Here is a 22,766-nt window from a genome sequence, read left to right on the forward strand (position 1 = left end):
GCTTGACTATGCTGGATCGCTCGACGGACCGCCTCCGTCGTTGTGGCGCTGCCGTGAAGAACTTGGCCCATAGCGCGTCCCTCCACTCCGGCGTGAAGAGTGCCCCATCAAACCCTGGGATCAAACAGCAACCACGGTGAAGCTTTCCCGCCATTGCGCGCGTGACGCAGTACCGTCGTCGCGCCCAGGATCAGCAAGGTTCGCAAGGTCGGATTGCCCATCTTCGAGATCCGGCCCAGACGCTCTTTACCTCCGCTGGAATGAGCGCGCGGTGTCAGGCCAAGCCAGGCTGCGAAGTGCCGTCCGGAGATGAACCTACTCGGATCGGGGACGAGGGCTTTCAGCGACGCTGCCGAGATGGGTCCAATACCAGGGACCGCCGTCAGCCTCCGGAGGTCCGCGTCCTCCCGTGACCGGGCCACGATCTCGCGGTCCAAGCGGTGAAGGCGTTCGGTCAACGCTTCGATGTGATCGGACAGATCCACAAGGACTTGCCGCGCGATGACCGGAAGCCGCGCATCGTCAGGGTCTCGGACAATGCCGATCAGACCCGCCACTCGGCTGACCCCCGTGCCGCTCACGATGCCCAACTCCGATAGGTGAGCCCGCAACGCGTTAATCGCTTGGTTCCGCTGGCGTACGAGCAGGTCGCGTGTCTTCAACACCATGGCGGCGGCCTGCTGCTCGGCTGTCTTGACTGGCACGAAGCGCATCGTTGGACGGCTCACCGCCTCACAGATCGCTTCTGCATCGCCCGCATCTGTCTTGCCGCGCTTCACGTAAGGCTTGACGTAGTTCGGCGGCATAAGGCGCACCTGATGGCCAAGCCTCGCAATCTCACGCGCCCAGAAGTGAGCACCGCCGCATGCCTCCATCCCGACGAGGCAGGATGGCAACTTGGAGAAGAATGTCAGCACCTGCGAGCGGCGCAATTGCCGTCTCACCACCACGGCGCCCTCCGAGGTGATCGCGTGCACCTGAAAGATCTGCTTAGCTAGATCGAGGCCGACAACGTGAATCTCAGACATTTCGGTTCCTCCGCGTTCGAGAACTGATCCGGATTTAAAAAACCAGATCAGCACTGCCGCAAGCAGGGCCGTTCCACACCATCATACCAAAGGGCAGACCACTTCAATGGGGGAGGGCCACAGGCGGAGAAGGCCAAGATGATAACTCCGAACGGTCGAAGCGCATGTCTTCAAGCGATTTAGTGAAATCAAGACTGAATGCCTAGTGGCATGAATTTCAAAAATTTAAATTTTTTAATATTTCAATTTTTATTATATAAAAATAATGTTGATTAGCCGAATTTATGGTAGTAATTTGAGATCGTAAAAATTCACGATTGCACATTCCTGCTTCTAAAGGATGCAACTTTGGCGAAATTCGTTCTCTTGGTTGTCTTCCTTGCCGCCAGCACCTTCAGCTCAGTCGCGTTTGCCAGCGGCGAAGGCGACTCTGGCTTACGGGCAGAGCTGCAAAACCCTTCTCTGATACAGCCGGGATACGACGCATCGAGGATAGAGCGCCCCTACGGTCCTAGAGGGCCTGGACGGTACACCGTCTATGTGCATCCTAGCACGCACTGGCGCCGCGGTTATTCCCGACGGTAAGCACCTATGAATGGCCTCTCGATGTTCTTAAAAAATACATGCCTGTTTTTTTGTCTCACATACAGTCAGTCTGTGTTTTCTCAAAATATCGACTGTCAGACTCTAAAAAAAGGCCTCGATCCTTTCGAGGTCAATCAAGAATTCGTACGTAGATCTGTGAAGGCTCCAGGAGAAAGTTTGGGCGAACCTACGAGGGATTTGGCGAAGCGCCAAATTTTTCGGGAGAAAGATGGGATTGTAAAATCATATGAAGATCGCGCAGGTACATTAACGAAGCAGATTTTCGCGTACGGCAAGCCTCAATCCATGCAAGTCTATGGCAGGATCGATAAACCATTTCAGGTTACCTACAAGCAGGATTTGCCACTAGATTTCGATTATATGGGCAATCGAAAAAATCACCAATTTAAAGTATCAATGCAAATGACGACGTCACCGGGGAATTCGTCGTTGTCTGAGTCTAGCTTCAAGTACATACGCGAAGACCAGATGATGATATCGGGCTGCCTGTTCGGCGTCGCGCTTTTCGATGTCACATCCCAGGCTCATAATTCACCTCTCCAAACAAAGGGGCAAGTATACTATTCGCCGGATCTTCAGCTTGCATTACAAACAGAATTCAAAACTCAGAGAGATGGGCGAGATGTAATGGAAATTTTACTCAGAACCACGGATATCAAGCCAATCTCTCAAAAGATCCCCGAACCATAACGCGGCCAAAGAAGGTATACCAATCAATCATGGGTATTATATGAGTTGTTTTTCATAATTCTCCATCGTGGGCAATATTAAATGATGGACTAGAACTGAGTTCATGAATAATACTTTTAAATCAATAGATGTGTTTTTAACGGAAGAATAAACGTGGGGTTTAAAAGGGCCCATCCAATAAATTGATGCGCCTCCGATTTGTGAAATAATCCAGCTGCGCACTGATTTAGCTTCTTGAAAATCGCCTCTATACTATGGAAATCTGCGCGATCTACGTCTGGTAGACAACCGGAAATTACGGCATCCTGTTTTGCCGGACCTACTCCAACGGCGGAGAACCAGTGACCGCCATCTGTTTGTCCATGGACTGTGGGCGTCAGTGCCTGCGATCTAGAATGGATAGTACCGCAGCGAGGCCAACCCAACGACCATATGCGTGGATGGTGCAACGCCCGCCGCGCCGCGGAATGCGTCCCGGGTGGTGTACGACGCCTGCGCACCTGCGACGAGGCGGCCATAGCTTCCTTTGTAGAGGTCGTGCCAGAAGCCGCCGGTGACTTGGCGAATGTCGCGGCTCTCGGCCTGGCAGAGTGCGGCTGCCGAGCCCTCCACGTCGCAACCCGTCACAACGAGATTGGGCGAACCATAACCGGCGAGGCTGAGCGAACCAGTGCGTTCGGCATGTTCCCAGCCAGCATAGGCGTAGACGTCGGTTCCCGGTTGGACGTGACCGACGAGGCCGGCAAGCAGCTGGAACATCGGCACCGCTGCTACTGAGCCGTCGGCCCGGAGCGCGAAGTCCGGAAGCTGGGCGGAGCCGTAACGGCCAATGCCACGCCCGGCGAGGCCGGAGAGTTGTAGGTCGGCGTAGTCCTTGACGATCGGCAGTGTTGCCGCACCGCCGATTCCGTATCCGGCCTCGGTGTCGGTTTTGCCGACCAGCCTGTCGCTGAACAGACGTCCCACGCCCTTCAACTCGTAATGGCCCCAGCCCGGCTCCCAAGCGAGTTTTGCGAGGATGTCGGGCGCCTCGCTGTTGCTGTAGGTCGTCGTCGAGTTGTTGAGGCCACCTGCGTCGCCACTGTTGTTGAGGTTGATCCCGGCGGGAACCGTGAAGGGGCTCGGCGGCAAAACGGATTGCGGACTTTCGAGCGAGGCCGCCGCCCAGAGGCCCTGGCCGAGGTCCTTGCTGACACGGATCTGTGGCGTGCGGGCCCAGTTGAAGCCCGGCACATACTGCGCGTCGATGGTCAACGGAATCTGCTCCTTCAGCGGCGTGATCCCGCTGAGGTTGGTCGTCGCGAGACTGAAGGCCTGGCCCGCGAGGACGTGCACGCCCCACTCCGATTGGTCGAGGGCGGCCCAGACCTGCCGGATGCGTGGAACGTAACTGTTGCTCTCGCGGCTGTTGGAGGTGACCCCGGCGCCCAGGAAGTCGAATTCGGCATAGCCGGAAGCTTTCAAGCTCGGGTCGATCATCGCGGTGACGAGGCCGGAGAGCCGGCTCTGGCGGGCGCTGAACCGAAACTCTCCCTCGCGCGCCTGGAAGGAATTGCGGAAGGGGATGCCGGCGAAATCGCTGGCGATGTCGGCCGCCTGGTTCGGCGTGCGGTAGAAGCCGGCGAGTTCGACGAAACCGCCGGGCGTGAAGCAGACATGGCCGAGGGGCATGGCGTTGCCCTCGCAGACCGTCTCGGCCTGGACGAAGGCCGGCGTCCGCGGCTCGGAGCCGGGGATGCCCTGCAGAGCCTGCGTGCGCCGGGTCAGGCGGCTGCCGCCGGGACCCGTGGCGGAGCGCGCCTCGGCAACGGCAGTCGGGGCGGGGCGTCGCCGGAGGGTCTGCAACTCGCGCTGCATCGCCGCCATCTGCTTCTGCAGCGCCGCGAGACGCGCTTCCGTCGCCGCCTCGTCCATCGCGGAGGCAGGATTTGGAAAGGCGGCGAGCAATGTCAGAACCAGTGCCGTTGCGACACGTTCTTTCAGCCTCGAGGAGAGACGATCCATGGCTATGGCCGACTAAGTTGGAGATCACGATGCGGCCGCCGCTCGGCAGCGCGCAACGTCTACTGCCAAGATAGCCGTGTAAGTTTGATGACGCGGAAATTGAACAATCTTTTTGTTTTTGAAATCTTGATAAATCTTGCTTCGGCCAGAGGAATGTCGACCCAGGCGGTTGTCGGACGCATGCCTCAGCGTGATCCGTGCCGCATGTGTCGCAGCCATGCGCCACGACGGGCGGCACAAGCCGGGTCGAAGATCGAACAGGCCGGCGGATAGCCGGGGGGCTCGGCGAGCATGATCTGCCCACCGATATCGCCGGTGGAGTGCTGCTGGGACCAGGCCGATTTCGGATCGAAATACGGGTCCGAGGTGTAGCTGTTCATGAAGGCGCCCCCGGCCGGGATCCGGCTCTCTGCGCATGCCGTTCCGGCGCAGGTTAGGAGCGCCGCCGCGCCGAGTGCGACCGGCAGTGCGAAGCGCATCACTGAAGATCCCGGATCGAGAGAGGTGTGATTGCCGTCGAGACCAGCTCGGGGCCGCTGGCTCGACAGCTGGTTGCCCATCTAACGACGACGGCCTCGCCCACGCGCGGCGCGGACGAGGCCGTGAATGATCGAGAGTGGCGATTACTCGCCGATTTCCATCCGGTCTGGACCGCCGGTCTCCTGGCCGCGGCCGCGGGCGTACCAGGGGAGAGCGGGGTTCTTGGCATTCGCGCTGTCGTCGTCGCGCGGGGCGTGGATCCAGGACCGGCGCGATGCCTCCGCCATCATCGGGGCCGGCTCGGCAAAGCCGGTGCTAATGTACTGGCCGGACTGTGCTTCGCGGGTGGCCTGGGCATGATGGGCGACGTGGTGGGCCGCATGGTGCAGCGGATGAGCCTCGGCAGCGGCCGAAAGGGCGCCGAGAGCGCCGAATGCAGCAAGGGCCGTCAGGGCGGAGCGCATGGACGTCGACATACAGATAGTCTCCGATATTTGAGCAGTACTCGTTCCGGCGGTTGCTTCGGCTTGTGCCGCTGCCGTCCGCTTGGCCATACAATGCGGCTGTCTTTCCTTTGGATCAAATGAACATCGCTTTATTTTATTCAAACAATTTTGAACCTTGAAATCGGTTTTAGTTTTGCGATTGTATTCAAAATGCGGTGCATGCAGAGCGCCTTGCATCGCAACGGCAAGCAGAACGAAGATCTTTGGCAAATCCCGTCCGGACGCCAAAACCAAAATGAAATTTCAAGATTGAAATCGAATTCATTGGTGGCCGCCGAGCCTTCGACTTACCCGGACGTTGTGGCCAGGATCGATCAGCAGGCGGGCGAAGGCCTCTGCTGCCGGCCGGTCGCCCCCGGCGGGAGGCCTCGTTCCCCGCATTCCTCCGCAGCAAGGTCCGCGTATCGCGATGGGTGTCGTTCGGTTTGCCCTGAAGTTCCGCAACAGCTTCTTCGTGCTGGCCGTGCTGATGATGCTCGCGGGTGCGGGCTCGATCATCGTCGCCCCCAAGGACGTGCTCCCGGCGGTCGACATCCCCGTGGTGGTGGTGGTCTGGACCTATAACGGCCTCGACACGACCGACATCGTCCAGCGCATCACGAATTACAGCGAGTTCTCGCTGTCCTCGAACGTCAACAACATCAAGCGCATCGACTCGACCTCGATCCAGGGCACGGTGACGGAGCGGATCTACTTCGATCCGAGCGTCAGCATCGATCTCGCGATCACGCAGGTAGATTCCGCCATGAACGCCGTGCGCTCGCGCATGCCGCCCGGCGTGCAGCCGCCTGTGATCATGCGCTTCTCAGCCTCCTCCGTGCCAGTGATCCAGCTCGCGCTGTCCTCGACGAAGGACACGCTCACCAAGGTATTCGACTACGCGCAGTACCGCACCCGCCAGCGCCTCGCCGAGGTGCCGGGCTCGACGCTGCCCTCGCCCTATGGCGGAGCCCCGCGCCAGGTCATGGTCGATCTCGACCTGGCGGCCCTGCGTGCCGTCGGCATGACGCCCCTCGACGTCACCAATGCCGTGCTGAAGCAGAACCTCGCGGTTCCCTCGGGCCTCGCCAAGATCGGCGAGCAGCAATACGCGATCCGCCTCAACGCCTCGCCGGAACTCGTTGACCAGCTCAACCGCATCCCGGTCAAGGTCGTCGACGGACAGCCGGTGCTGCTGCGGGACGTCGCGCATGTCCGCGACGGGGCGCCGCCGCAGCTCAACATCGTGCGCGCCGACGGGCACCATTCGGTGCTGCTGCAGATCCTCAAGAACGGTGCCGCCTCGACCCTCGACGTCGTCAACAATGTCAAGAAATCGCTGCCGGACATTCGCGCCGCAGCCCCGGCGGGCATGACGATCACGCCACTCTTCGACCAGTCGGTCTTCGTGTCGGACGCGATCCGGGACGTGGTGCGCGAAGCGGTGATCGCGGCGGGCCTCACCGGGCTCACCATCCTGCTCTTCCTCGGTTCGTGGCGCTCAACCGTCGTCGTGCTGATCACGATCCCGCTGGCGATCCTGACCTCGCTCAGCGTGCTCACCGCTATGGGCGAGACCATCAACATCATGACCCTCGGCGGCCTTGCGCTCTCGGTGGGCATCCTCGTCGACCACGCGACGGTGGCCATCGAGAACACCTACCGAATGTTCGAGGAGGGCCAGCCCTTCCGTAAATCCGTGGTGATGGGCGTGTCGGGGATCGCCAAGCCGGCGCTGATCTCGACGCTGGCGATCTGCGCCGCCTTCGTCGCGGTGTTCTTCCTCACCGATGCGCCGAAGTACCTGTTCACGCCGCAGGCCGAGGCGGTCGTGTTCGCGATGCTGGCCTCCTACGTGCTGTCGCTGACGCTGGTGCCGATCCTGATCGACGTGTTCGTGGCGCGCGAATACGCGCAAAACCACGCGCCGAAACAGGCCGGTGCGGACCCGGAGCCGATCGCGCTCCGGCGCTCCGTTCTCGGCCGCACGATGTCGCTGGTCGGGCGCGGCCTCGCGATGCCGTTCCGGCCGATCGGGCGGGCAGCAACGGCGTTCCGCGCCGCCTTCGAGCGCGGCTTCACGCGCTTCCATCGTGGCTATGTCGGCCTGCTGCGGGTGGTGATCGGCCACCGCATCGCGACGGTCGCCGGCGTGCTGCTCATCTTCGCTGTCGCCGGCACGCTCTTCCCCTTCGTCGGGCAGGATTACTTCCCACAGATCGAATCGAGCCAGATGACGCTCCACATCCGCACCCGCCCGGGCATGCGGATCGAAACGACGGAGACGGTCTTCGCCAAGGTCGAGGATGCGGTGCGGCGCACTGTGCCGAAGGACGAACTCGGGCTGATCCTCGACAACATCGGCCTGCCGGCTTCGAACTACAACTTCGCCTTCATCGACGCGTCCTTCGTCGCCTACAACGACGGCCAGATGCTCATCAGCCTGAAGGGCGAGCACAAGCCGATCTCGTTCTACGAGAAGCAGCTCCGGAAATCCCTGCGCAAGGACTTTCCGGACGTGGTCTTCTACTTCCAACCCTCCGACATCATCACCCAAATCCTGAACTTCGGCACGATCGCGCAGATCGACGTCCAGGTGACGGGCCGGCACGATGTGAAAGACCTCGCTACGGCGCAGGACCTCGTGCGGCGGATCTCCAAGGTGCGCGGGGCGGTGGACGTCCACCTGCACCAGATCGTCGACGCGCCGCAGTTCTACGTGAACGTCGACCGCAAGCTCGCCTCCGAGATGGGCCTGTCCGAGCAGGAGATCGCGCAGAACCTGAACGTCTCGCTGTCCGGCTCCTTCCAGGTCAGCCCGAACTTCTGGGCCGATCCGAAAACCGGAACGCCCTACCAGCTCTGGGTGCAGACGCCGGAATACCGCAACGCCAGCATGACCAGCCTGATGAACACGCCGCTAGCCGTGCGTGATGCCGACCATGGCGACCCCGGCATCCCGATCCTGCTGTCGAGCGTCGCCTCGATGGAGCGCAAGCCCGAGCAGACGGTAGTCAGTCACGTCAACACGCAGCCGACCTACGACGTGCTGGCGAGCGTCCAGAACTCCGATCTCGGCTCCGTCCGCAACGCCATCGACCAGATCGTCGACGAGGAGCAGGCCGGCCTTCCGGCGCCCGACAAGATCCGCATCCGCGGCCAGATAGAGAGCATGGAGAGCGCCTTCTTCCACCTTGAGGTCGGCCTCGGCATCGCGCTGGTGGCGGTCTACCTGCTCCTCGTCCTGAACTACCAGACCTGGGGCGATCCCTTCGTGGTGCTGGCGGCCCTGCCGCTCGCGTTCTGCGGCATCGTCATGAGCCTGTTCATCACCGGGACCACGTTCTCGATCCCCGCCCTGTTCGGCGCGATCATGTCCGTGGGCGTGGCCTCGGCGAACTCGATCCTCCTTGTCACCTTCGCCAAAGAGCACCGCGAGGCGACCGGCTGCTCGGCAATCGAGGCCGCCATGGTCGCCGGCCAGACCCGCCTGCGCCCGGTGCTGATGACGGCCGCGGCTATGTTCCTCGGTCTGATCCCGATGGCGATCGGCTCGGGCGAGGGCTCTGAGCAGAACGCGGCACTCGCCCGCGCCGTGCTCGGCGGCATCGCCATGGGTACCTGCTCGACCCTGATCTTCGTCCCCTTCCTCTACACCCTGCTGCGCCGCGGCACGGTCAAGCCCCTCGAGGACTACGCATGAGCGCCGAGACCGTTGATCGACACCACGACGCGATCGAGATCGACCCGCTGGCCGCCGACCGTGCCGACACCGCTCTCGCCCATGAGGATGCCCCGCCACCACGCAAGCTGCCGTTCGTGATCGCACTGGTCGTCCTCTCCGGCGGGCTCGGCCTCGGAGGCTGGCATCACTGGGGAGAGGTCGCGGCAGCGCAGGAGACCCAGCAGGAGACCATCGACTATGTGCCGGAGGTCCGCACGATGCCGGCCGGCCGCGACGACAAGCCGATGCGGCTGACGCTGCCGGGCCAGACCGAAGCTTTCGACAAAGCCGACGTCTTCGCCCGCGCCACCGGCTACGTCGCCGAACGCAAGGTCGATATCGGCTCGCGGGTGAAGAAGGGCGATCTGCTCGTGCGCATCGCCGCCCCCGATCTCGACGAGCAACTCAGCCAAGCCCAGGCCCAGCTCGGCCAGATGCGGGCGCAGCTCGTCGAGGCCAAGGCGAACGTCGACCAGGCCAAGGCCGATGTCACCCTCGCCAACGTCACCGACGGCCGCACCGCGACGCTCGCCGGCCAGGGCTGGGCCTCCAAGCAGACCGCCGATACCAGCCGCGCCAAGGTGCAGACCGCCGCCGCGACCCTGAACGCCGCGGATGCGCGTGTGAAGGTTGCCGAGGCCAACCTCGCTGCGCAGCAGGCGACCGCCGACCGGCTTTCGGCGCTGACGGGCTTCGAGAACGTGACCGCGCCATTCGACGGCATCATCACCGACCGCAAAGTCGATGTCGGCGATCTCGTCCATGCCGATTCCGGGTCGGGCTCGCCGATGTTCTCGATTGAGAGCGACGACGTCCTCCGCGTCTCGGTGCAGATCCCGCAATATGCGGCCATCGACATCCACGACGGCGTCTCGGCCACGGTCTCGGTGCCCCAGATGCCACAAAAGGCGTTCTCCGGCAGTGTCTCCCGCAGCTCGATCGCGCTCCGCTCCTCCGCACGCACGCTGACGACCCAGGTAGACGTCGCCAATCTCGACGGCATCCTGAGGCCGGGCCTGTACGTCACCGTGACCTTCTCAGTGCCGCGTTCGCAGCCGAGCGTCGCGATACCGTCCGAGGCCCTGATCTTTGACGCCAAGGGAACGCAGGTCGCCGTGGTCGAGCCCAACGACACCGTGAAGCTCGCACCGGTCACGATCGCGCGCGATCTCGGGACGACCTTGGAGCTGCGCGACGGCCTGAACGGAGGCGAACGTGTCGTCCTCAGCCCGCCTGCCGACCTTCAGGATGGAGCCAAGGTCACAGTGGCCAAGACCGGCGACGACGCGGCTGCTCCCAAGACGGTCGCGGCTGCATCGCCCCCCATCCAGGTCAAGGCGGAATGAGTGTCCTGCCGACGACACCGGGCCGGGCTGCGCCCTGCACACGGCGGACCCGTATTTTCCCCTCATGGCTTCGTTAGGCGGCTGCCTATCTATGGCTATGCGTAACAAGCCTGACGGCACGAGGAAGCGTCCCATGGCACGCGTGTTGATCATCGAAGACGACAACCGCGTCGCGGCCGAGATCGGCTCGGCCCTGTCCGATCACGGATTCCGCGTCGATGACGCTTTCACCGGATCGACCGGGCTAAAGAAGGCGATGGAGGGCGATTTCGACGTGATCGTTCTCGACCGCATGTTGCCGGAGATCGACGGGCTCTCGCTGCTTGGGCAATTACGGGAGGCGAAGGTCTCGACGCCGGTACTGATCCTGAGCGCGCTCTCCGCTGTGAACGATCGGGTCGACGGCCTGCGGGCCGGCGGCGACGACTATCTCGCAAAACCCTTCGAGTTCATCGAGCTAACCGCGCGGGTCGATGCGCTGGCCCGCCGTCGCATCGCCGCCGAAGCCATCAGCGAGCTCGTCGTCGGGGACCTGCGCCTCGACCTGATCGACCGGGTCCTTTTCCGTGGAGAGAGGGAGGTCGACCTTCTGCCGAAGGAGTTCGCGATCGTCGAGTTCCTGATGCGCAACGCCAACACGCTCGTCAGCCGGAAGATGATCTTCGAATCCGTGTGGGGCTACAGCTTCAACCACCAGTCGAGCGTTATCGACGTGCATATCGGCAAGATCCGCAAGAAGATCGATCCGGACGGGTTGAACCCGTGCATCCATACGGTGCGTAACACGGGCTTCATTCTCCGTGCGTCTGCGTGACCTTCATCGCACCAGCGGGTTCAATGTCGCGCTGCTGTTCTTCGCCACCTTCGGGGCGGCCTCGCTCGCCCTGTTCGGGTTCCTCTATCTCGAGACGCGCAGCTACGGCCGCACGGCGGCCTACGAGTGGGTCCGATGGGAATCGTCGCGCCTGACCCGGCTCTCGACCGCACAGCTGCACGAGCGAACCGATGCCTGGGAGGATTTCGAGCAGGGCGGTCGACCGCTCGTGGTGTTCGACCCAAAGGGCCACCGGATCGCGGGCGCCGACCTGCCTTTCCCCAAATCGGCTCCGATCGATAGGCCATTCGAGCTGAAACAGACGGTCGGCGGTCGGCCACTCGCATTCTACAGCATGCTGAGCCGTCTGCCGGACGACAATCTGCTGCTCGTCAGCCGCTCGGCCAAGGTGCTGGAAGCCCTGGAGACCGCGCTCGTCGACACCTTCGCCTGGGGCATCGCTGCCACCATCGGCATCGGCTTCGTCGGCGCGATCGTGTTCGGCGTCGGCTCGCTACGCCAGATCGAGGCGATCACGTCGTCTGCCGAGAAGATCATGCGGGGCGATCTCTCGGGCCGGCTCCCGAGCCGCGGCCTCTCCGCCGATTTCGGTCACCTTACCAGCGTCGTGAACGACATGCTGGAGCAGCTCGAACGCCTGATGAGCGAGGTGAAGGGTGTCAACGAGAACATCGCCCACGACCTGCGCACACCGCTGACCCGGGTGATGGCGAGCCTCGAGCGTTCGCTACGCAACGCGCGGACCATGGATGACTTCCGCGCCGCGAACGAGGACGTTCTCACCGAACTACGCCAGATCGTCGTGCGCTTCTCGGCACTCCTGAGAATTTCGGAGCTCGAGGACCGGGTCCGGCGTGCAGGGTTCTTGCATGTCGATCTCGTCCGCATCCTCGACGACGCCTTCGAATATTACGAGCCCCTCGCCGCGGACAAGGGACTCGTGCTCATCTGGGAGAAGCCGGAGGCGGAGATCGTGATCGACGGGGATGCCAGCCTGTTGTTCGAGGCCGCAAGCAACCTCATCGACAACGCCATCAAGTTCACCCCGGAAGGTGGCCGGGTGCTGGTTGCGGCAACCGCGGAACCCGTCGGTTTCGTGGTCGCGGATTCGGGTTGCGGCATACCAGAAACGGAACTCGCACGCGTGAAACAGCGGTTCCACAGGAGCAGCGGAGCACGGGTCTATTCCGGGTTTGGGATCGGGTTAAGCCTGGTCGAGTCGATCGCCAGGTTGCACAACCTCGACTTTGTGCTCGTGAACGACCTACCGGGCTGTCGCGCCACGCTGCAGAGCCGGACCGGCCATCCTGCACTCTCCGCCAGCTGAGCAGGGCAAGCTAACGCACCAAAAGGTGCCGGTCGGGCGGGCCGACCGGCAAAGTCTTCAGGTCTCACTGGAGCGGAGGCTCCAGACTTCACCGCGAGCGCGCTGCATAGGCTACGCGCTCGCGGTGAGTGCGTGCCCCACAGTGTGGGGGATGGGGCATGCGCTTTGGTATGTGCCGGAGGGTGCGTATCAAGCAATAAAAATCTATTTTAATTTTTGAATAACTGCTACTAAAAGTCATGACTCAATGGATGTAAATATAACAAATAAAAAAAATTTCAGAATTAAATACCTATAAATAGTTGTGCACATTATATATGTTCCGAGATCGTAGATTTGCCTCTCGGTCTATAAGGATTGAGCAGATGAAAATATTTATAGCAATAAGTTGCTCGCTTGCGATGGTTGCCGGCATTCACGGCGCCAAAGCGACCAGTACGCGCTTTGACCGGAATCTTATCCAGCTTGTCAGCGGTGACGGTCTGGATCGGGATGCTGCCGCTACGGGCAATGACCGCACGGGGGGCATCTGGCCAAGTGGTGACGGAGCATCGCGCTGGCGCCGATCGAGTAGCCGCTGGTCCTATGGGCCACGCCGGTGGAGTCGTTACCACAATCGCGTTCGTCACGGCTGGTGGTGACGGTGAAGCCCTTTCGGGTCGCCCCGATCCTGCGGGCCATCTCGTTGAAGCCAAGACACCATAATTCTATCCGGCGAGCAATCGATTGCCGGCGGGCAAATGCACACACATCTCGCGAATGGAGCCGACAAGATGAGACGTTACCGGATTACCAAGGTAGTGTTGCTCGCCCTTAGCCTGACATCAGTCGCTGGAGCGCAGGCGCAAGATCTACAGCCCGGCATGCAAACGATGATGCAGCAGGGCGGTATCGAGGGTGTCGAACTCGGCTCGACCGTCTTCGACACCACGCAAGACGACAAACTGCAGCCTGGCATGAAGACGATGATGCAACAGGGCGGTGTCGAGGGCGTCACGCTCGGGTCCGCGATAGGCGGCGCCTACGGATACGATTTCTCCTCTCCACGGAGCGTCGACCGGAAGCGCTATCGGACGCGAAGGCACAACGTGGTGGGTACCTGCACAGCTGAGAAAAGAACGGTCCAATCGCGAGCATTTCCTCGCGTCGGCGGCTTCAAGACTCGAGAGCAATCGGCGCTCTCGCATGCGTTGCACCACCGAACAATGTAGACTTTCGACCGATGATCTGATGTCTTTTCATCATTCTGGAAAGACGGCTTTGATTAGATACAAGCCGGTGCCGTCCGCCTTGCTTCAATCCAGAAGAGTCATTCCGCTCATGGCGTCGACGGAGGACAGCATCAAGACTGGGCGTGATCCTGGCAGAACGGGTCGACGAGAACTGACTTTCCCGGCATACGGCTTCAACGGCTACCAGTCGGTGCGCTTCACCGGCGAGCCCGCCCCCGGCTACACCTCCGGCGACACCATCAAGGAGATGGAGCGGCTGATGACCTACCTGCCGAAGGGGTTCGGCTACGCCTGGACCGGCCAGTCGCTGCAGGAGAAGGAGGCCGGCAGCCAGGCCTCGCTGCTCCTCGCCCTCTCGGTGCTGATCGTCTTCCTCTGCCTCGCGGCGCTCTACGAGAGCTGGGCGATCCTGCTCTCGGTCCTGCTCGTGATCCCGCTCGGCGTCATCGGCTCGGTGGCCGCGGTCTACCTGCGCGGCATGCCGAACGACGTCTATTTCAAGATCGGGCTCATCACGATCATCGGCCTCTCGGCCAAGAACGCGATCCTGATCGTGGAATTCGCCAAGGACCTGTGGAAGCCCGGCACCTCGATCGTGGAGGCGACGATCACCGCCGCGCGCCTGCGTTTCCGCCCGATCGTGATGACCTCGCTCGCCTTCATCTTCGGCGTGGTGCCGCTGGCCATCGCCACCGGCGCCGCCTCGAAGAGCCAGCAGGCCATTGGCACCGGCGTGATGGGCGGCATGATCTCGGCCACCGTGCTCGCGGTGTTCTTCGTGCCGGTGTTCTTCGTGGTGGTGATGCGGCTGTTCAAGCGGCAGGAGGTTGAGGCGGGGGAGCGGGCTGCTGCGGAGCCAGGGGCCGTGCATGAGCCCGTGCCGCATTCCGTGCCGGGCTGAGTAGGCTGCCGGCATCGGGGCCGCCTAAGCCGCCGTGAGCGCCCCGAAGTCGGCGCCCGCGGTTCCATGATCCGACCCACCTGAACGCGCTCAAAGCCGTGAACCATCAGGTCGTTGCGCTCGATGCCGACGTGAAGAACTCGACCTACGCCAATGGCTTCGCCAAGGCGTGTCCGGAGTGCTTATTCTAGTGGTCAAAATCTGACGGATGGAACCCATGCCCTGGGCCCGCTGCCGACCGGTTGCGACCACTGGTAACGTTCGCTCACGGCCTAGCTCTGGGCAGGCTCAGATCCAGACGTGATCGAGCACGCTCATGCCGACCTCGACCCCGGGCACCAGCGCCATCAATGGCCGGCACGCGCAGACTGAACGCCCCGGAGCGGCAGGCGACGTTGGGAAAGATTCTCCTCCGCCCGCCGGAGAGTGGAGAACAACGCACCTCCCGGAACCGAATCCGAAGCTGTGCCGTTCCCTAGACCCGTTTCGCATCAACTCTGACGCCGCGCCGAAAAACAATGAAATGAGGACACCCATAAGGAAGTCTCTGTTCGCCGCCGCCATCCTGGCCACACTGAGTGCTGCCTCGATCGTTCCGGCCTCCGCCGCTCCCGGCATGATCGGTGCGGTCGACGCCCCGACCGCCGTAACCGAGGTCCGGATGGACGGCCATCGTGGGCACAGCCGCATGATGGGCCACCATCATATGCGCGGTCACATGATGCGCCACCATCACCACCGGGGCCATATGATGCGTCATGGCCACGGCCATCGCCATCACCGCATGTGATTTCCAGGGGCCCTTCGGGGCCCCTTTTCACGCTATTGCGGACGTTCGTGGAGGGTACCCAGCGTTAGATTTCGACCAAGTGGTACAAGTCAGACACTTGGTACCCACCGCGAGGGGCGATTCCGACCCTATGTAATCCTTGACAGCAGCGGCGCAATTGCGCCGATGGGGGTGATCGAGCCGCGCTTCAGTCTCGTGACCCTGGGGGTCACCGATCTTGTACGCGCCACGGCCTTCTACGAAGGGTCCGGATGGCCAAGGAAGATCATCGCGGCCGAAGGCGTCGCCTTCTTTCAACTCAACGGCATCGGCCTGTAGCTGTACCCCCACGCCGACTTGGCCGCCGATGCCGGCGTCCCCTTACAAGCCACGCCGTCTCAGGGCCTGACCCTAGCCTACAATACGCGCAGCCGGGACGAGGTGGACGCCGTGCTTGCCCAGGCGGAGGCGCTAGGGGGGACGTGTCACGCAGCCTGCACAGGAAGCGGTCTGGGGGGGGCTATCACGGCCACTTCGCAGATCCGGACGGCTTCATTTGGGAGGTCGCTTGGAACCCAGGCTTCGCCCTATCTGCCGATGGAGGTCTCAGCCTACCGGAGTAGCGGCCCAGATAAGGCGCTGCCGAAGCAGGCTCATCACCAAGCCGACCTCGCGAGCGGGAGCCAAGTGTCAGATTTTGTCCACTAGTCACGGTCGTCGACGCGTTCCACAGGCATGCGTCGAAGTCGACTTACACTCAAGCCATGTTGTAGCGCAGTCGGAGCAAAGATCGCAAAACCTAGCCGAGAGTTCTTTAGATTCTCACGATTCGGCTCGCAGCCAATCTACTCGCTGTGCGTTCGCCGTGGCGACGCTGAGCGCGCGACGCAGTAAGGTCTTGATAGTCTCGTTGTTGAGGATTTCCTCGCCGTTCGGGCCACAGAGCTCGGCAGGCGGCTCGTCCCGGGCCACGGCCCAATCGATGAAGTCTTGCGCGCCGGAAAACGGCCTCGTCTCCACTACGATCTCCGGCCCGGCGGCGGTGATTTCCTCGGCCCAGTCGTCGCAGACCTTCAAAATGGCGATCATGGCCGTGCTGAGGATGAGGGGTTCGAGCAGTGCGCAAAGCGTGCTGTCGAGGTTCTCGCAGCCATCTACTGCGGCTTCCTCCATTGCTGACTCGAAAGCCGCGAGCCGGTCGGGCTTGAAGGCAAGGGCGTCGAGGAGCGAGCCGTAGCTAATGATGATTGAGCCCGAGCCGGTGTTCCAGGACCGGATGAAGCTTTCGATGTCGAGGCGGGCGATGATGGCCTCGGCCAAGGCAGCTGAATAGTGTGTCGACATACTGTACTCTTTCAAAGAGAATAATTGAGGAGGGCGGGGGTTCGACTAGCTGTCAGCCTCAAAGCGTGATCTTAGAAAAAGATCTAGTGAATTATTTTTGTTGAGGGAGCCGCAATCGAGGCCGCAGGGATGATCGGAGCCGACCATCCCCGCCCGTAAATATTTTTTAGCTACATCAATATTCGGAGCTAGATTTGGGCGAGGTAGAATTTAGCTGATGATATTGACCCGATTACGGAGCATTCACGCCGGCAAGCAGGATTTTCCGCATGGAGCCGTCCAGAATATCAGATCGAAGCGCTTCCAAACTGATATTTAATAATGCAACATTACCAAATTTATCCTCTTCAACACGCAGGTGTTGCCGCCCGGACTTTTTAAGAAGGTAACAGGCCATTCGGTAGCCAATCTCGTCGCCTGACTCATCGCCGTCCAGCAGTACGGCCTTGGCGTAGTCCCGAAGACCAATGCACACATCGATCAGATCATGATCGCGAGCCAGTCCGATCTGGCCTGCATCATGCCGTACAGGCAGTTCCAAGACGTCGAGCTCGGCCAGTCGCACAATTACAAGACCGCAATCTAGATTCTCCGCTAAAGGCGCCAGCCCGGTCGCCTGAAGAGCTTGCTGACTGAACAGCCCGTTCGGACCAACCAGGAAGGGTACGGGTAGCGTCAGGGCGCGACGCGCACCGGCAACCACTGCCTGTCGCACGCTTTCGTTCAGGCACTCCAGCTTACCGGCAAGTTCTGCGCCATCGACCCCTTGGGCAGACAGCAGCTCGCTTCGAGCTGAGCGACTAGCCTTCCGTACGTGCTCAGGAACGGCTGAGGGCTGCGCCTCCGGCCGCTGTTCGAGAGCAAGGATGAGATACCCGGCTTCGCGAGGGGTCAAAGCCCCGCGTGCCTTCAGCTGGGCCTCGCTGGCCTGGTCGGTTGTCGGAGAACCAAGAATGACGCAGTTTTCGAAATCTTGGATGCACATGGAAGGACGTTCCTTGGGATATATGAGGATTTTGATATCCCATATCCCAAAGGTCGACGCAACGGCGATCGGGTCGAACGGTTAACGAAGAGGCCCATGCCCAGGCGCGTTCAGGCCGCGACGTCGTCGCCGGCCAGCACGATCCGATGGAGAGCGATCAGGTCCGTATACGGCACTAGGGAAGAAGACTGCCGTTCGCCCGCGGCGAGGTGGATGCCGATCTCGGTAAAGCCTCTGGCTCGCTGGAGTTCGAGACGTCCGCCCGCCGGTAACGTCCTTACCGCGACGATCCAGCGAGCCCCGATAAGCGAGCGTTCCGGTTGGGCGTAGATGAGTTCGCCCTTGAGGTATCGCGGTGAGAGATCATCATTTGGCACACGAACGGCATAGCTACCGCGGACATCAGCTAGTTGAGGCGGACGCCTGACACGGGCATGCGGCTGCTGAATAACGATAAGATTTTCGGATTTAACAAGCGCAGCAAATACCGGCAAGTACGCGTCATTCTCAAGGTAAGCGCCCCAGTCAGCCTCCTGATCGGCTGTGATAAATGGAGCGAGAAGCTTTACCGGGGGTGGCACTGAGGCAAGGTCGGCGTCGTCAAAGGGCATATCGGCTTCTGGGCCGGATCGCGGTAGACGACCGAGCCGAGATGCGACGGTCAGGTAACTCGGCTCGACTTCCAAGGCAGCGGCGATCCTGAAGAGCGGCTCTGAGCGGATCGATTTCTTCCGCTCTGTCATGATGTCCGTCACGAACGATGGAGAGACCCCAGCTCGCCGCGCGAGTTCCGACTGATTCAAGCCGAGCTTACTAAGGCGCTCTCCGATACGCTGCTTCAAGACGGACACGATTTTGCACCTCGGAGATGGGATATGAGTTCGTATAATTCCCAAGATCGGGCCTCAATGCAATCGGGTTCGCGCCGGAGGTGCAGCTGGCTCATCACACGCTGGTTGAAGCTGAGGCGCTCACCAGTTCGTCCTCGATCCTGGTGTTCACGGCCATCCGCGTGAGCAGGTCGGACAGGATCACCGGCGCGTAGTCCCAGGCGTCGACGCCGGCATCTTCGGAGTGGCGTGTGCCCGGGATGGTGCCGTGGGTGTGGCCGTAGAGATGTACGGCACCCTTATGAATCCGTCGCCACGAGCGCATCGCGTAGTGGCACAGCACCACTCGACGCCCCTCGACGATGATCTCGTGCATTTGCCGCGGCGGTGAGGACCACGGCAGGCGCAATACCGCCTTCGCGTCGTGGTTCCCGACAATCAGGTGCTTGCGCCCGTGCAGGCGCCGGAACACCCGAGCCAGGGCGGTCGCGTCGAGACCGAGCGCAAAGTCACCGAGATGCCAGATCTCATCGGAGTTTGCGACCCGCGCGTTCCAGGCGGCGATCAGCGCTTCATCGTGCGCCTGAATGTCGACAAATGGCCGGTTGCTATATTCGATAACATTGGCGTGACCGAAGTGTGTATCACTTGTGAACCAGGTCTGGGGCACGTGAACCTCGATAGCGTCGGCCCACGACAGCTTTGCCCGCGGTACGGGTATGAGGTCGGATTGCGGGCGATGTTGGGGGCTTGGGAAGAGAGACTTGCGATCTTGGACCAGTCAGGCTGGGCAGCCGATCGGCACAGATTTCGATCCGCTCACGGGATTTGTCGTGCGATCTCGGCACTCCGCGGTGGATGCGGCGATAAAGCGTTCGAGACTGGCACTGCTGCGGGCATGCCCGTCCGGATCGAGGGCTCCGCGCATCAGCTCGTAGGCGAGAAACAATCTGAAGGTCGCGCACACATCCGAGACGCAGTAAGCGGCCACCTCGGCCAAGCGTCCGGCTGCGACGAAACCGGCAACGCTGGCACCGTCAACGCCGATTTGCTTGCCTGGCAAATCGAGAGCGCGACACAGGGCGTCGAGGCCGATCTTACCACGGGCGTCGTAGTTGCCGAGGTGATCGCAGAGATCGAGCGCGGCTTCGTCGTAGCGGCGGAAATACGGCCGGCAAGTGAGGCCCGCTGCGGCGATGCCGTTGATCATGGCGCGGTAGCGTAGAACCGGCAAATCGAAACCGTGTCCGTTGAAGGACACGAGTTGCGGGCGCAAGCGGTCGAGCTTGCCGGCGAAGTCTTCGATGAGTCGGCCTTCCGACCGCTCGCCGACATGCGGAGCGCCCAGCGCCTGCACACGGTAGGCGCCATCTTCGCGCACGGCGATCAGCGCACCGATGGCAACGATGGAATGAAAAATCAGCTTCGGGAAGGCGGGGCCGAGCTTGTCACGAGCGGCGTCCGCATCGCCGGGGTCGAGATCATGCACCCTCGCGACTGCAGCCAGATCCGGTACGGTCTCCAAGTCAAATACCACGACGTGTGTGGACATGGATGCCTCCTTTATTGGCCTTGGAACGCGTTGCGGACTGCGCCGATCGGGATGGTCGGTCGCAGGGTCGGGCATGGGTGGAAGTGCAGCTGGGGAGCGGCAGAGCGGTCGGGCTGGCTGGGTCGCCGGGTCACCTCCGCTCAATCGGCCGGACGGCCGAGGCGGTAGATCCGGCTCAGCGTCCGAGCCCAGCCGCCGGTCTGATCGAGCAGCAGCAATCGCGAGGTCACCGCCGTCCGCTGACCGGCGAGTTGCGGGTGGTCGGTGACCCGGCCGATCAAAGCCGGCTCGATCACCGGGACCATCGTGCGCCGCCAATGGGTGAGCAGCGGTGCAGCGGCGAGTTCGTGTCGATCGGGCGCCTCGCCGGCGGTGAGGCGGTCGAAGCCGATCATCGCGCTTTCCAGCCGCACAGCGTCTTCCAATGTCAGGTAGAGTTCGAGGGTGGTTCTCGGCATGGCGGTCTTCCTCGTCGGGGCTACGGCGGGGGTACGACCGGCAGTGTCGGTCGCGGCGCGGTGGCGACGGGCTCAGTGCGGCCGGTCAGAATCTGGTGCCGACGACACGTGAGCCTTCGGCCTGATGCGGTGGTCGGCCCGGACCCGGATGCGGGGCTTGTGCGCGGCGGCAATCTCCGCGACCTCTTCGCCGGTCATCACCCGGCGTGTGAGTAGCGCCTCGACGAGCGCCAGCACCGCCACACGGTTGGCACGGACGAGGTCCTGGGCTGCAAGCTGAAGCCGGCTCAGATCCGCCTCGACCCGCGCGGCCATTGCCGGGTTTTCCCGTAGCAACCGGGCTGCATCCTGCTGCCCGACCACGACGCTTAGGGTCTCGCCGAGACCGAACGCTCCATGCACCTCCGCGAGGCGCCGGGTCGCGTCGCGCAGGTCCGAAGCGGCCCCGGCATCGATACCCTCGCCGAGGATGCCGTCGGCGGCACGCCCGGCGAGCAGGCCGACCACCTGCCGCTCGATCGCGTTCCGATCTGGCGAAGGGTCTCGGATGGCGACGATGGTGGAGCCGCCGTGGCCATCCCCGGCTTCGATCGAGACCTGGACGACCGGAAGACCCAGCCTGATGGCGACAAGGGCGTGACCGGACTCATGCAGAGCGACAGCGCGAAGCTGTGCGGCCGGCCGGGAATCGGCCGGGGCGATCTCGGCCAAGAGGTCGTCGCGGGTCATGGCGCGCCCGGCCATCTGAGCCTGGCGCCGGGCGGCCCGCACCGAGCCGGCCAACACCGCCCCGGTCATCCCGCGGCTGATGCGCAAGGCCGGCGTTAGATCGACGCCCACGAGATCCGCTCCGAGATGGACGCGTAGGATCCCGAGGCGGCCGGCCTCGTCCGGCGGGCCGATCAGGAACGACCGGTCGAACCGCCCCGGTCTGAGCAGGGCGGTATCGACGCGTGAGAGATCGTTGGTTGCTGCGACCAGCACCACGCCAGCCTTGCGCAGCTGCTCGAATCTGAGCAGACAAAAGGTAATGGCGGGCAGCCACCACGATGCCGCGCGATCATCCAATCGGGATCGATTCGGTAAAGCGTCGAGCTCGTCGACAAATCCGACAGCACATCCTTGTTGCCTGGCCGCGATCTCAAGCCGATCGCAGAAGGCGGAGATCTGCTTGATGACGCTGTCCAAGAAGCCGGGGCTGTTGGCGAACCATTGACCGACACTTGTTTCTACAAAAACGACCCCGGCCGCCTGGGCGAGGGAGCGGGCGAGCGTCGACTTGCCTGTCCCGGGCGGACCGTAGAGGATCGCCCCCTCCAGCGCTTCGGCCTTGATCTCGCCCCGGCGTACCCGGGCGATGTCGGCCGCGGCGCGCGTTGCCCAGACGTGAGCCTCGCCGTAGCCGGTCAAGCGATCGAGCGGCGTCACTGCCTCGCCGTCGGGCAGCCCGACGCGCGCATGGCTCGCCCGACGAATACGTGCCACACAGCCGGCCGGGGCTGCACCCGGGCGTAGGGCGGCGGCGACGTCGTGAAGGTCGAGCCCGGCGAGGTCTTCCGGCACGATGGCCCGGCGGGGGCGTCGTCCACACCACATCCCGATGGCTCGATTGACGAGGCTGGCATCGAGGGGCGGCACGTCGATGCGCTCGTCGGCCGCGGCGAGAAGTAGAGGAGCGATCCACGCGCTGTCCGGCGTGATCGCCACGGCCGGGCGGCCTTCAGCGATCTGCTCTGCGGCCTCGATGTCGGGGTCGGGCACGGCGGAGGCACGCGGCCGGTTCGCCTTGGCGATGCAGGCGGCCTTGTATCCGCTCATCCGACCGACCACCGCCTCGACCGGCCCGACCCAGGAGCTGCTCGGTACCGTGATCACAACCACCAGGGGCTTCGCATCGCGCAGAGACCGGAGGACGCGCCGCGGTAGAACGCTGGTGACGGCCACCTGAGCCAGAAGGCTGGTCGGGTCGACGAGACCGTCGAACTTGCGGACGCCGCGCCAGCCCCGGCGGCGATTGTCCGCGCCGGAGTCGTTTGTGCCGGATCCGCCGGATTCAGCACTGGTGTCCTCGGCTTCGACGTCAGGCATGTCCAGTCGTTCGTCGACGAGCCTATCAATGCTCGTCCTGGCGAGATCACCGCCGGCCGTTGTCGGAGTTCGAGGTCCGGGC

General features: G+C 62.5%; 18 protein-coding genes and 2 pseudogenes. 9 read left to right on the forward strand and 11 right to left on the reverse strand.

The features are described from left to right. Positions 1-155: 155 nt before the first annotated feature. Positions 156-1,028, reverse strand: a pseudogene (locus FV217_RS08995) (IS110 family transposase); the annotation flags it as partial. Between the two features lie 591 nt (positions 1,029-1,619). On the opposite strand from FV217_RS08995, the gene FV217_RS09000 reads away from it, so the two are divergent. After that, on the forward strand, positions 1,620-2,324 hold the full coding sequence (locus tag FV217_RS09000) for a hypothetical protein (protein WP_147816857.1): 705 nt from the start codon (positions 1,620-1,622) through the stop codon (positions 2,322-2,324). Between the two features lie 390 nt (positions 2,325-2,714). Here the strand turns inward: FV217_RS09000 and FV217_RS09005 are convergent, their stop codons facing one another. The 3 genes from FV217_RS09005 to FV217_RS09015 form a co-directional block, all read right to left on the reverse strand. After that, positions 2,715-4,328, reverse strand: a complete 1,614-nt coding sequence (locus FV217_RS09005; RefSeq protein WP_147816858.1) for a hypothetical protein — start codon at positions 4,326-4,328, stop codon at positions 2,715-2,717. 185 nt (positions 4,329-4,513) lie between these two features. Then, positions 4,514-4,807 (reverse strand): hypothetical protein, encoded by a 294-nt coding sequence (locus tag FV217_RS09010; RefSeq protein ID WP_147816859.1) that lies wholly within the window; start codon positions 4,805-4,807, stop codon positions 4,514-4,516. Positions 4,808-4,951: 144 nt separating this feature from the next. After that, entirely contained in the window at positions 4,952-5,284 is a 333-nt protein-coding gene (locus FV217_RS09015; RefSeq protein ID WP_147816860.1) for a hypothetical protein, read from the reverse strand. A 439-nt stretch (positions 5,285-5,723) separates the two neighbouring features. Between FV217_RS09015 and FV217_RS09020 the strand changes: the two genes are divergently transcribed. The 8 genes and pseudogenes from FV217_RS09020 to FV217_RS23755 all read left to right on the forward strand — a co-directional run bounded on the left by FV217_RS09020 (position 5,724) and on the right by FV217_RS23755 (position 15,766). Next, a complete protein-coding gene (locus FV217_RS09020) occupies positions 5,724-8,996 on the forward strand; it encodes an efflux RND transporter permease subunit (protein WP_147816861.1) in 3,273 nt (1,090 codons plus the stop codon). After that, positions 8,993-10,363, forward strand: coding sequence for an efflux RND transporter periplasmic adaptor subunit (locus FV217_RS09025; RefSeq protein WP_147816862.1), 1,371 nt, complete (start codon positions 8,993-8,995; stop codon positions 10,361-10,363). Before FV217_RS09020 ends, FV217_RS09025 begins: the two co-directional genes overlap by 4 nt. Before the next feature lie 133 nt (positions 10,364-10,496). Further along, positions 10,497-11,177: a response regulator transcription factor gene (locus FV217_RS09030; RefSeq protein WP_147816863.1), complete on the forward strand. Its 681-nt coding sequence runs from the start codon at positions 10,497-10,499 to the stop codon at positions 11,175-11,177. Then, the gene (locus FV217_RS09035) at positions 11,164-12,525 is read left to right on the forward strand and encodes a HAMP domain-containing sensor histidine kinase (protein WP_147816864.1); all 1,362 of its coding nucleotides are present in this window, start codon (positions 11,164-11,166) and stop codon (positions 12,523-12,525) included. Before FV217_RS09030 ends, FV217_RS09035 begins: the two co-directional genes overlap by 14 nt. Before the next feature lie 773 nt (positions 12,526-13,298). After that, positions 13,299-13,736, forward strand: coding sequence for a hypothetical protein (locus tag FV217_RS09040; protein WP_147816865.1), 438 nt, complete (start codon positions 13,299-13,301; stop codon positions 13,734-13,736). Between the two features lie 190 nt (positions 13,737-13,926). Next, positions 13,927-14,658 (forward strand): annotated as a pseudogene (locus FV217_RS09045) (efflux RND transporter permease subunit); the annotation flags it as partial. 316 nt (positions 14,659-14,974) lie between these two features. Further along, a complete protein-coding gene (locus FV217_RS09050) occupies positions 14,975-15,448 on the forward strand; it encodes a hypothetical protein (protein WP_147816866.1) in 474 nt (157 codons plus the stop codon). Between the two features lie 165 nt (positions 15,449-15,613). Further along, entirely contained in the window at positions 15,614-15,766 is a 153-nt protein-coding gene (locus FV217_RS23755; protein ID WP_348641957.1) for a hypothetical protein, read from the forward strand. Between the two features lie 483 nt (positions 15,767-16,249). Here the strand turns inward: FV217_RS23755 and FV217_RS09060 are convergent, their stop codons facing one another. The 7 genes from FV217_RS09060 to FV217_RS09090 all read right to left on the reverse strand — a co-directional run bounded on the left by FV217_RS09060 (position 16,250) and on the right by FV217_RS09090 (position 22,357). Continuing rightward, a complete protein-coding gene (locus tag FV217_RS09060) occupies positions 16,250-16,747 on the reverse strand; it encodes a hypothetical protein (RefSeq protein WP_187272494.1) in 498 nt (165 codons plus the stop codon). A gap of 256 nt (positions 16,748-17,003) precedes the next feature. Continuing rightward, positions 17,004-17,756 carry a hypothetical protein gene (locus FV217_RS09065; RefSeq protein ID WP_147816868.1) on the reverse strand — a complete coding sequence of 251 codons (753 nt, stop codon included), beginning with the start codon at positions 17,754-17,756 and terminating at the stop codon, positions 17,004-17,006. Positions 17,757-17,866: 110 nt separating this feature from the next. Then, positions 17,867-18,607, reverse strand: a complete 741-nt coding sequence (locus FV217_RS09070; protein ID WP_187272495.1) for a helix-turn-helix domain-containing protein — start codon at positions 18,605-18,607, stop codon at positions 17,867-17,869. Between the two features lie 94 nt (positions 18,608-18,701). Then, a complete protein-coding gene (locus FV217_RS09075) occupies positions 18,702-19,256 on the reverse strand; it encodes a metallophosphoesterase family protein (RefSeq protein ID WP_147816870.1) in 555 nt (184 codons plus the stop codon). 111 nt (positions 19,257-19,367) lie between these two features. After that, positions 19,368-20,138 carry a 3'-5' exonuclease gene (locus FV217_RS09080; protein ID WP_187272496.1) on the reverse strand — a complete coding sequence of 257 codons (771 nt, stop codon included), beginning with the start codon at positions 20,136-20,138 and terminating at the stop codon, positions 19,368-19,370. A 140-nt stretch (positions 20,139-20,278) separates the two neighbouring features. Next, on the reverse strand, positions 20,279-20,596 hold the full coding sequence (locus tag FV217_RS09085; protein WP_147816872.1) for a DUF6634 family protein: 318 nt from the start codon (positions 20,594-20,596) through the stop codon (positions 20,279-20,281). A 72-nt stretch (positions 20,597-20,668) separates the two neighbouring features. Beyond that, complete coding sequence (locus FV217_RS09090) at positions 20,669-22,357, reverse strand: AAA family ATPase (protein ID WP_187272497.1); 1,689 nt, start codon at positions 22,355-22,357, stop codon at positions 20,669-20,671. Between the last annotated feature and the right edge of the window lie 409 nt (positions 22,358-22,766).

It is taken from the genome of Methylobacterium sp. WL9 (assembly GCF_008040035.1).
Taxonomy (GTDB): domain Bacteria; phylum Pseudomonadota; class Alphaproteobacteria; order Rhizobiales; family Beijerinckiaceae; genus Methylobacterium; species Methylobacterium thuringiense.

Excerpts from the sequence above, each read along its gene's own strand:
- FV217_RS09000 (WP_147816857.1), top strand. The coding sequence starts at position 1,620 with ATGAATGGCCTCTCGATGTTCTTAAAAAATACATGCCTGTTTTTTTGT.
- FV217_RS09005 (WP_147816858.1), bottom strand. The coding sequence starts at position 4,328 with ATGGATCGTCTCTCCTCGAGGCTGAAAGAACGTGTCGCAACGGCACTG.
- FV217_RS09010 (WP_147816859.1), bottom strand. The coding sequence starts at position 4,807 with ATGCGCTTCGCACTGCCGGTCGCACTCGGCGCGGCGGCGCTCCTAACC.
- FV217_RS09015 (WP_147816860.1), bottom strand. The coding sequence starts at position 5,284 with ATGTCGACGTCCATGCGCTCCGCCCTGACGGCCCTTGCTGCATTCGGC.
- FV217_RS09020 (WP_147816861.1), top strand. The coding sequence starts at position 5,724 with ATGGGTGTCGTTCGGTTTGCCCTGAAGTTCCGCAACAGCTTCTTCGTG.
- FV217_RS09025 (WP_147816862.1), top strand. The coding sequence starts at position 8,993 with ATGAGCGCCGAGACCGTTGATCGACACCACGACGCGATCGAGATCGAC.
- FV217_RS09030 (WP_147816863.1), top strand. The coding sequence starts at position 10,497 with ATGGCACGCGTGTTGATCATCGAAGACGACAACCGCGTCGCGGCCGAG.
- FV217_RS09040 (WP_147816865.1), top strand. The coding sequence starts at position 13,299 with ATGAGACGTTACCGGATTACCAAGGTAGTGTTGCTCGCCCTTAGCCTG.
- FV217_RS09050 (WP_147816866.1), top strand. The coding sequence starts at position 14,975 with ATGCCGACCTCGACCCCGGGCACCAGCGCCATCAATGGCCGGCACGCG.
- FV217_RS23755 (WP_348641957.1), top strand. The coding sequence starts at position 15,614 with ATGGGGGTGATCGAGCCGCGCTTCAGTCTCGTGACCCTGGGGGTCACC.
- FV217_RS09065 (WP_147816868.1), bottom strand. The coding sequence starts at position 17,756 with ATGTGCATCCAAGATTTCGAAAACTGCGTCATTCTTGGTTCTCCGACA.
- FV217_RS09080 (WP_187272496.1), bottom strand. The coding sequence starts at position 20,138 with ATGTCCACACACGTCGTGGTATTTGACTTGGAGACCGTACCGGATCTG.
- FV217_RS09085 (WP_147816872.1), bottom strand. The coding sequence starts at position 20,596 with ATGCCGAGAACCACCCTCGAACTCTACCTGACATTGGAAGACGCTGTG.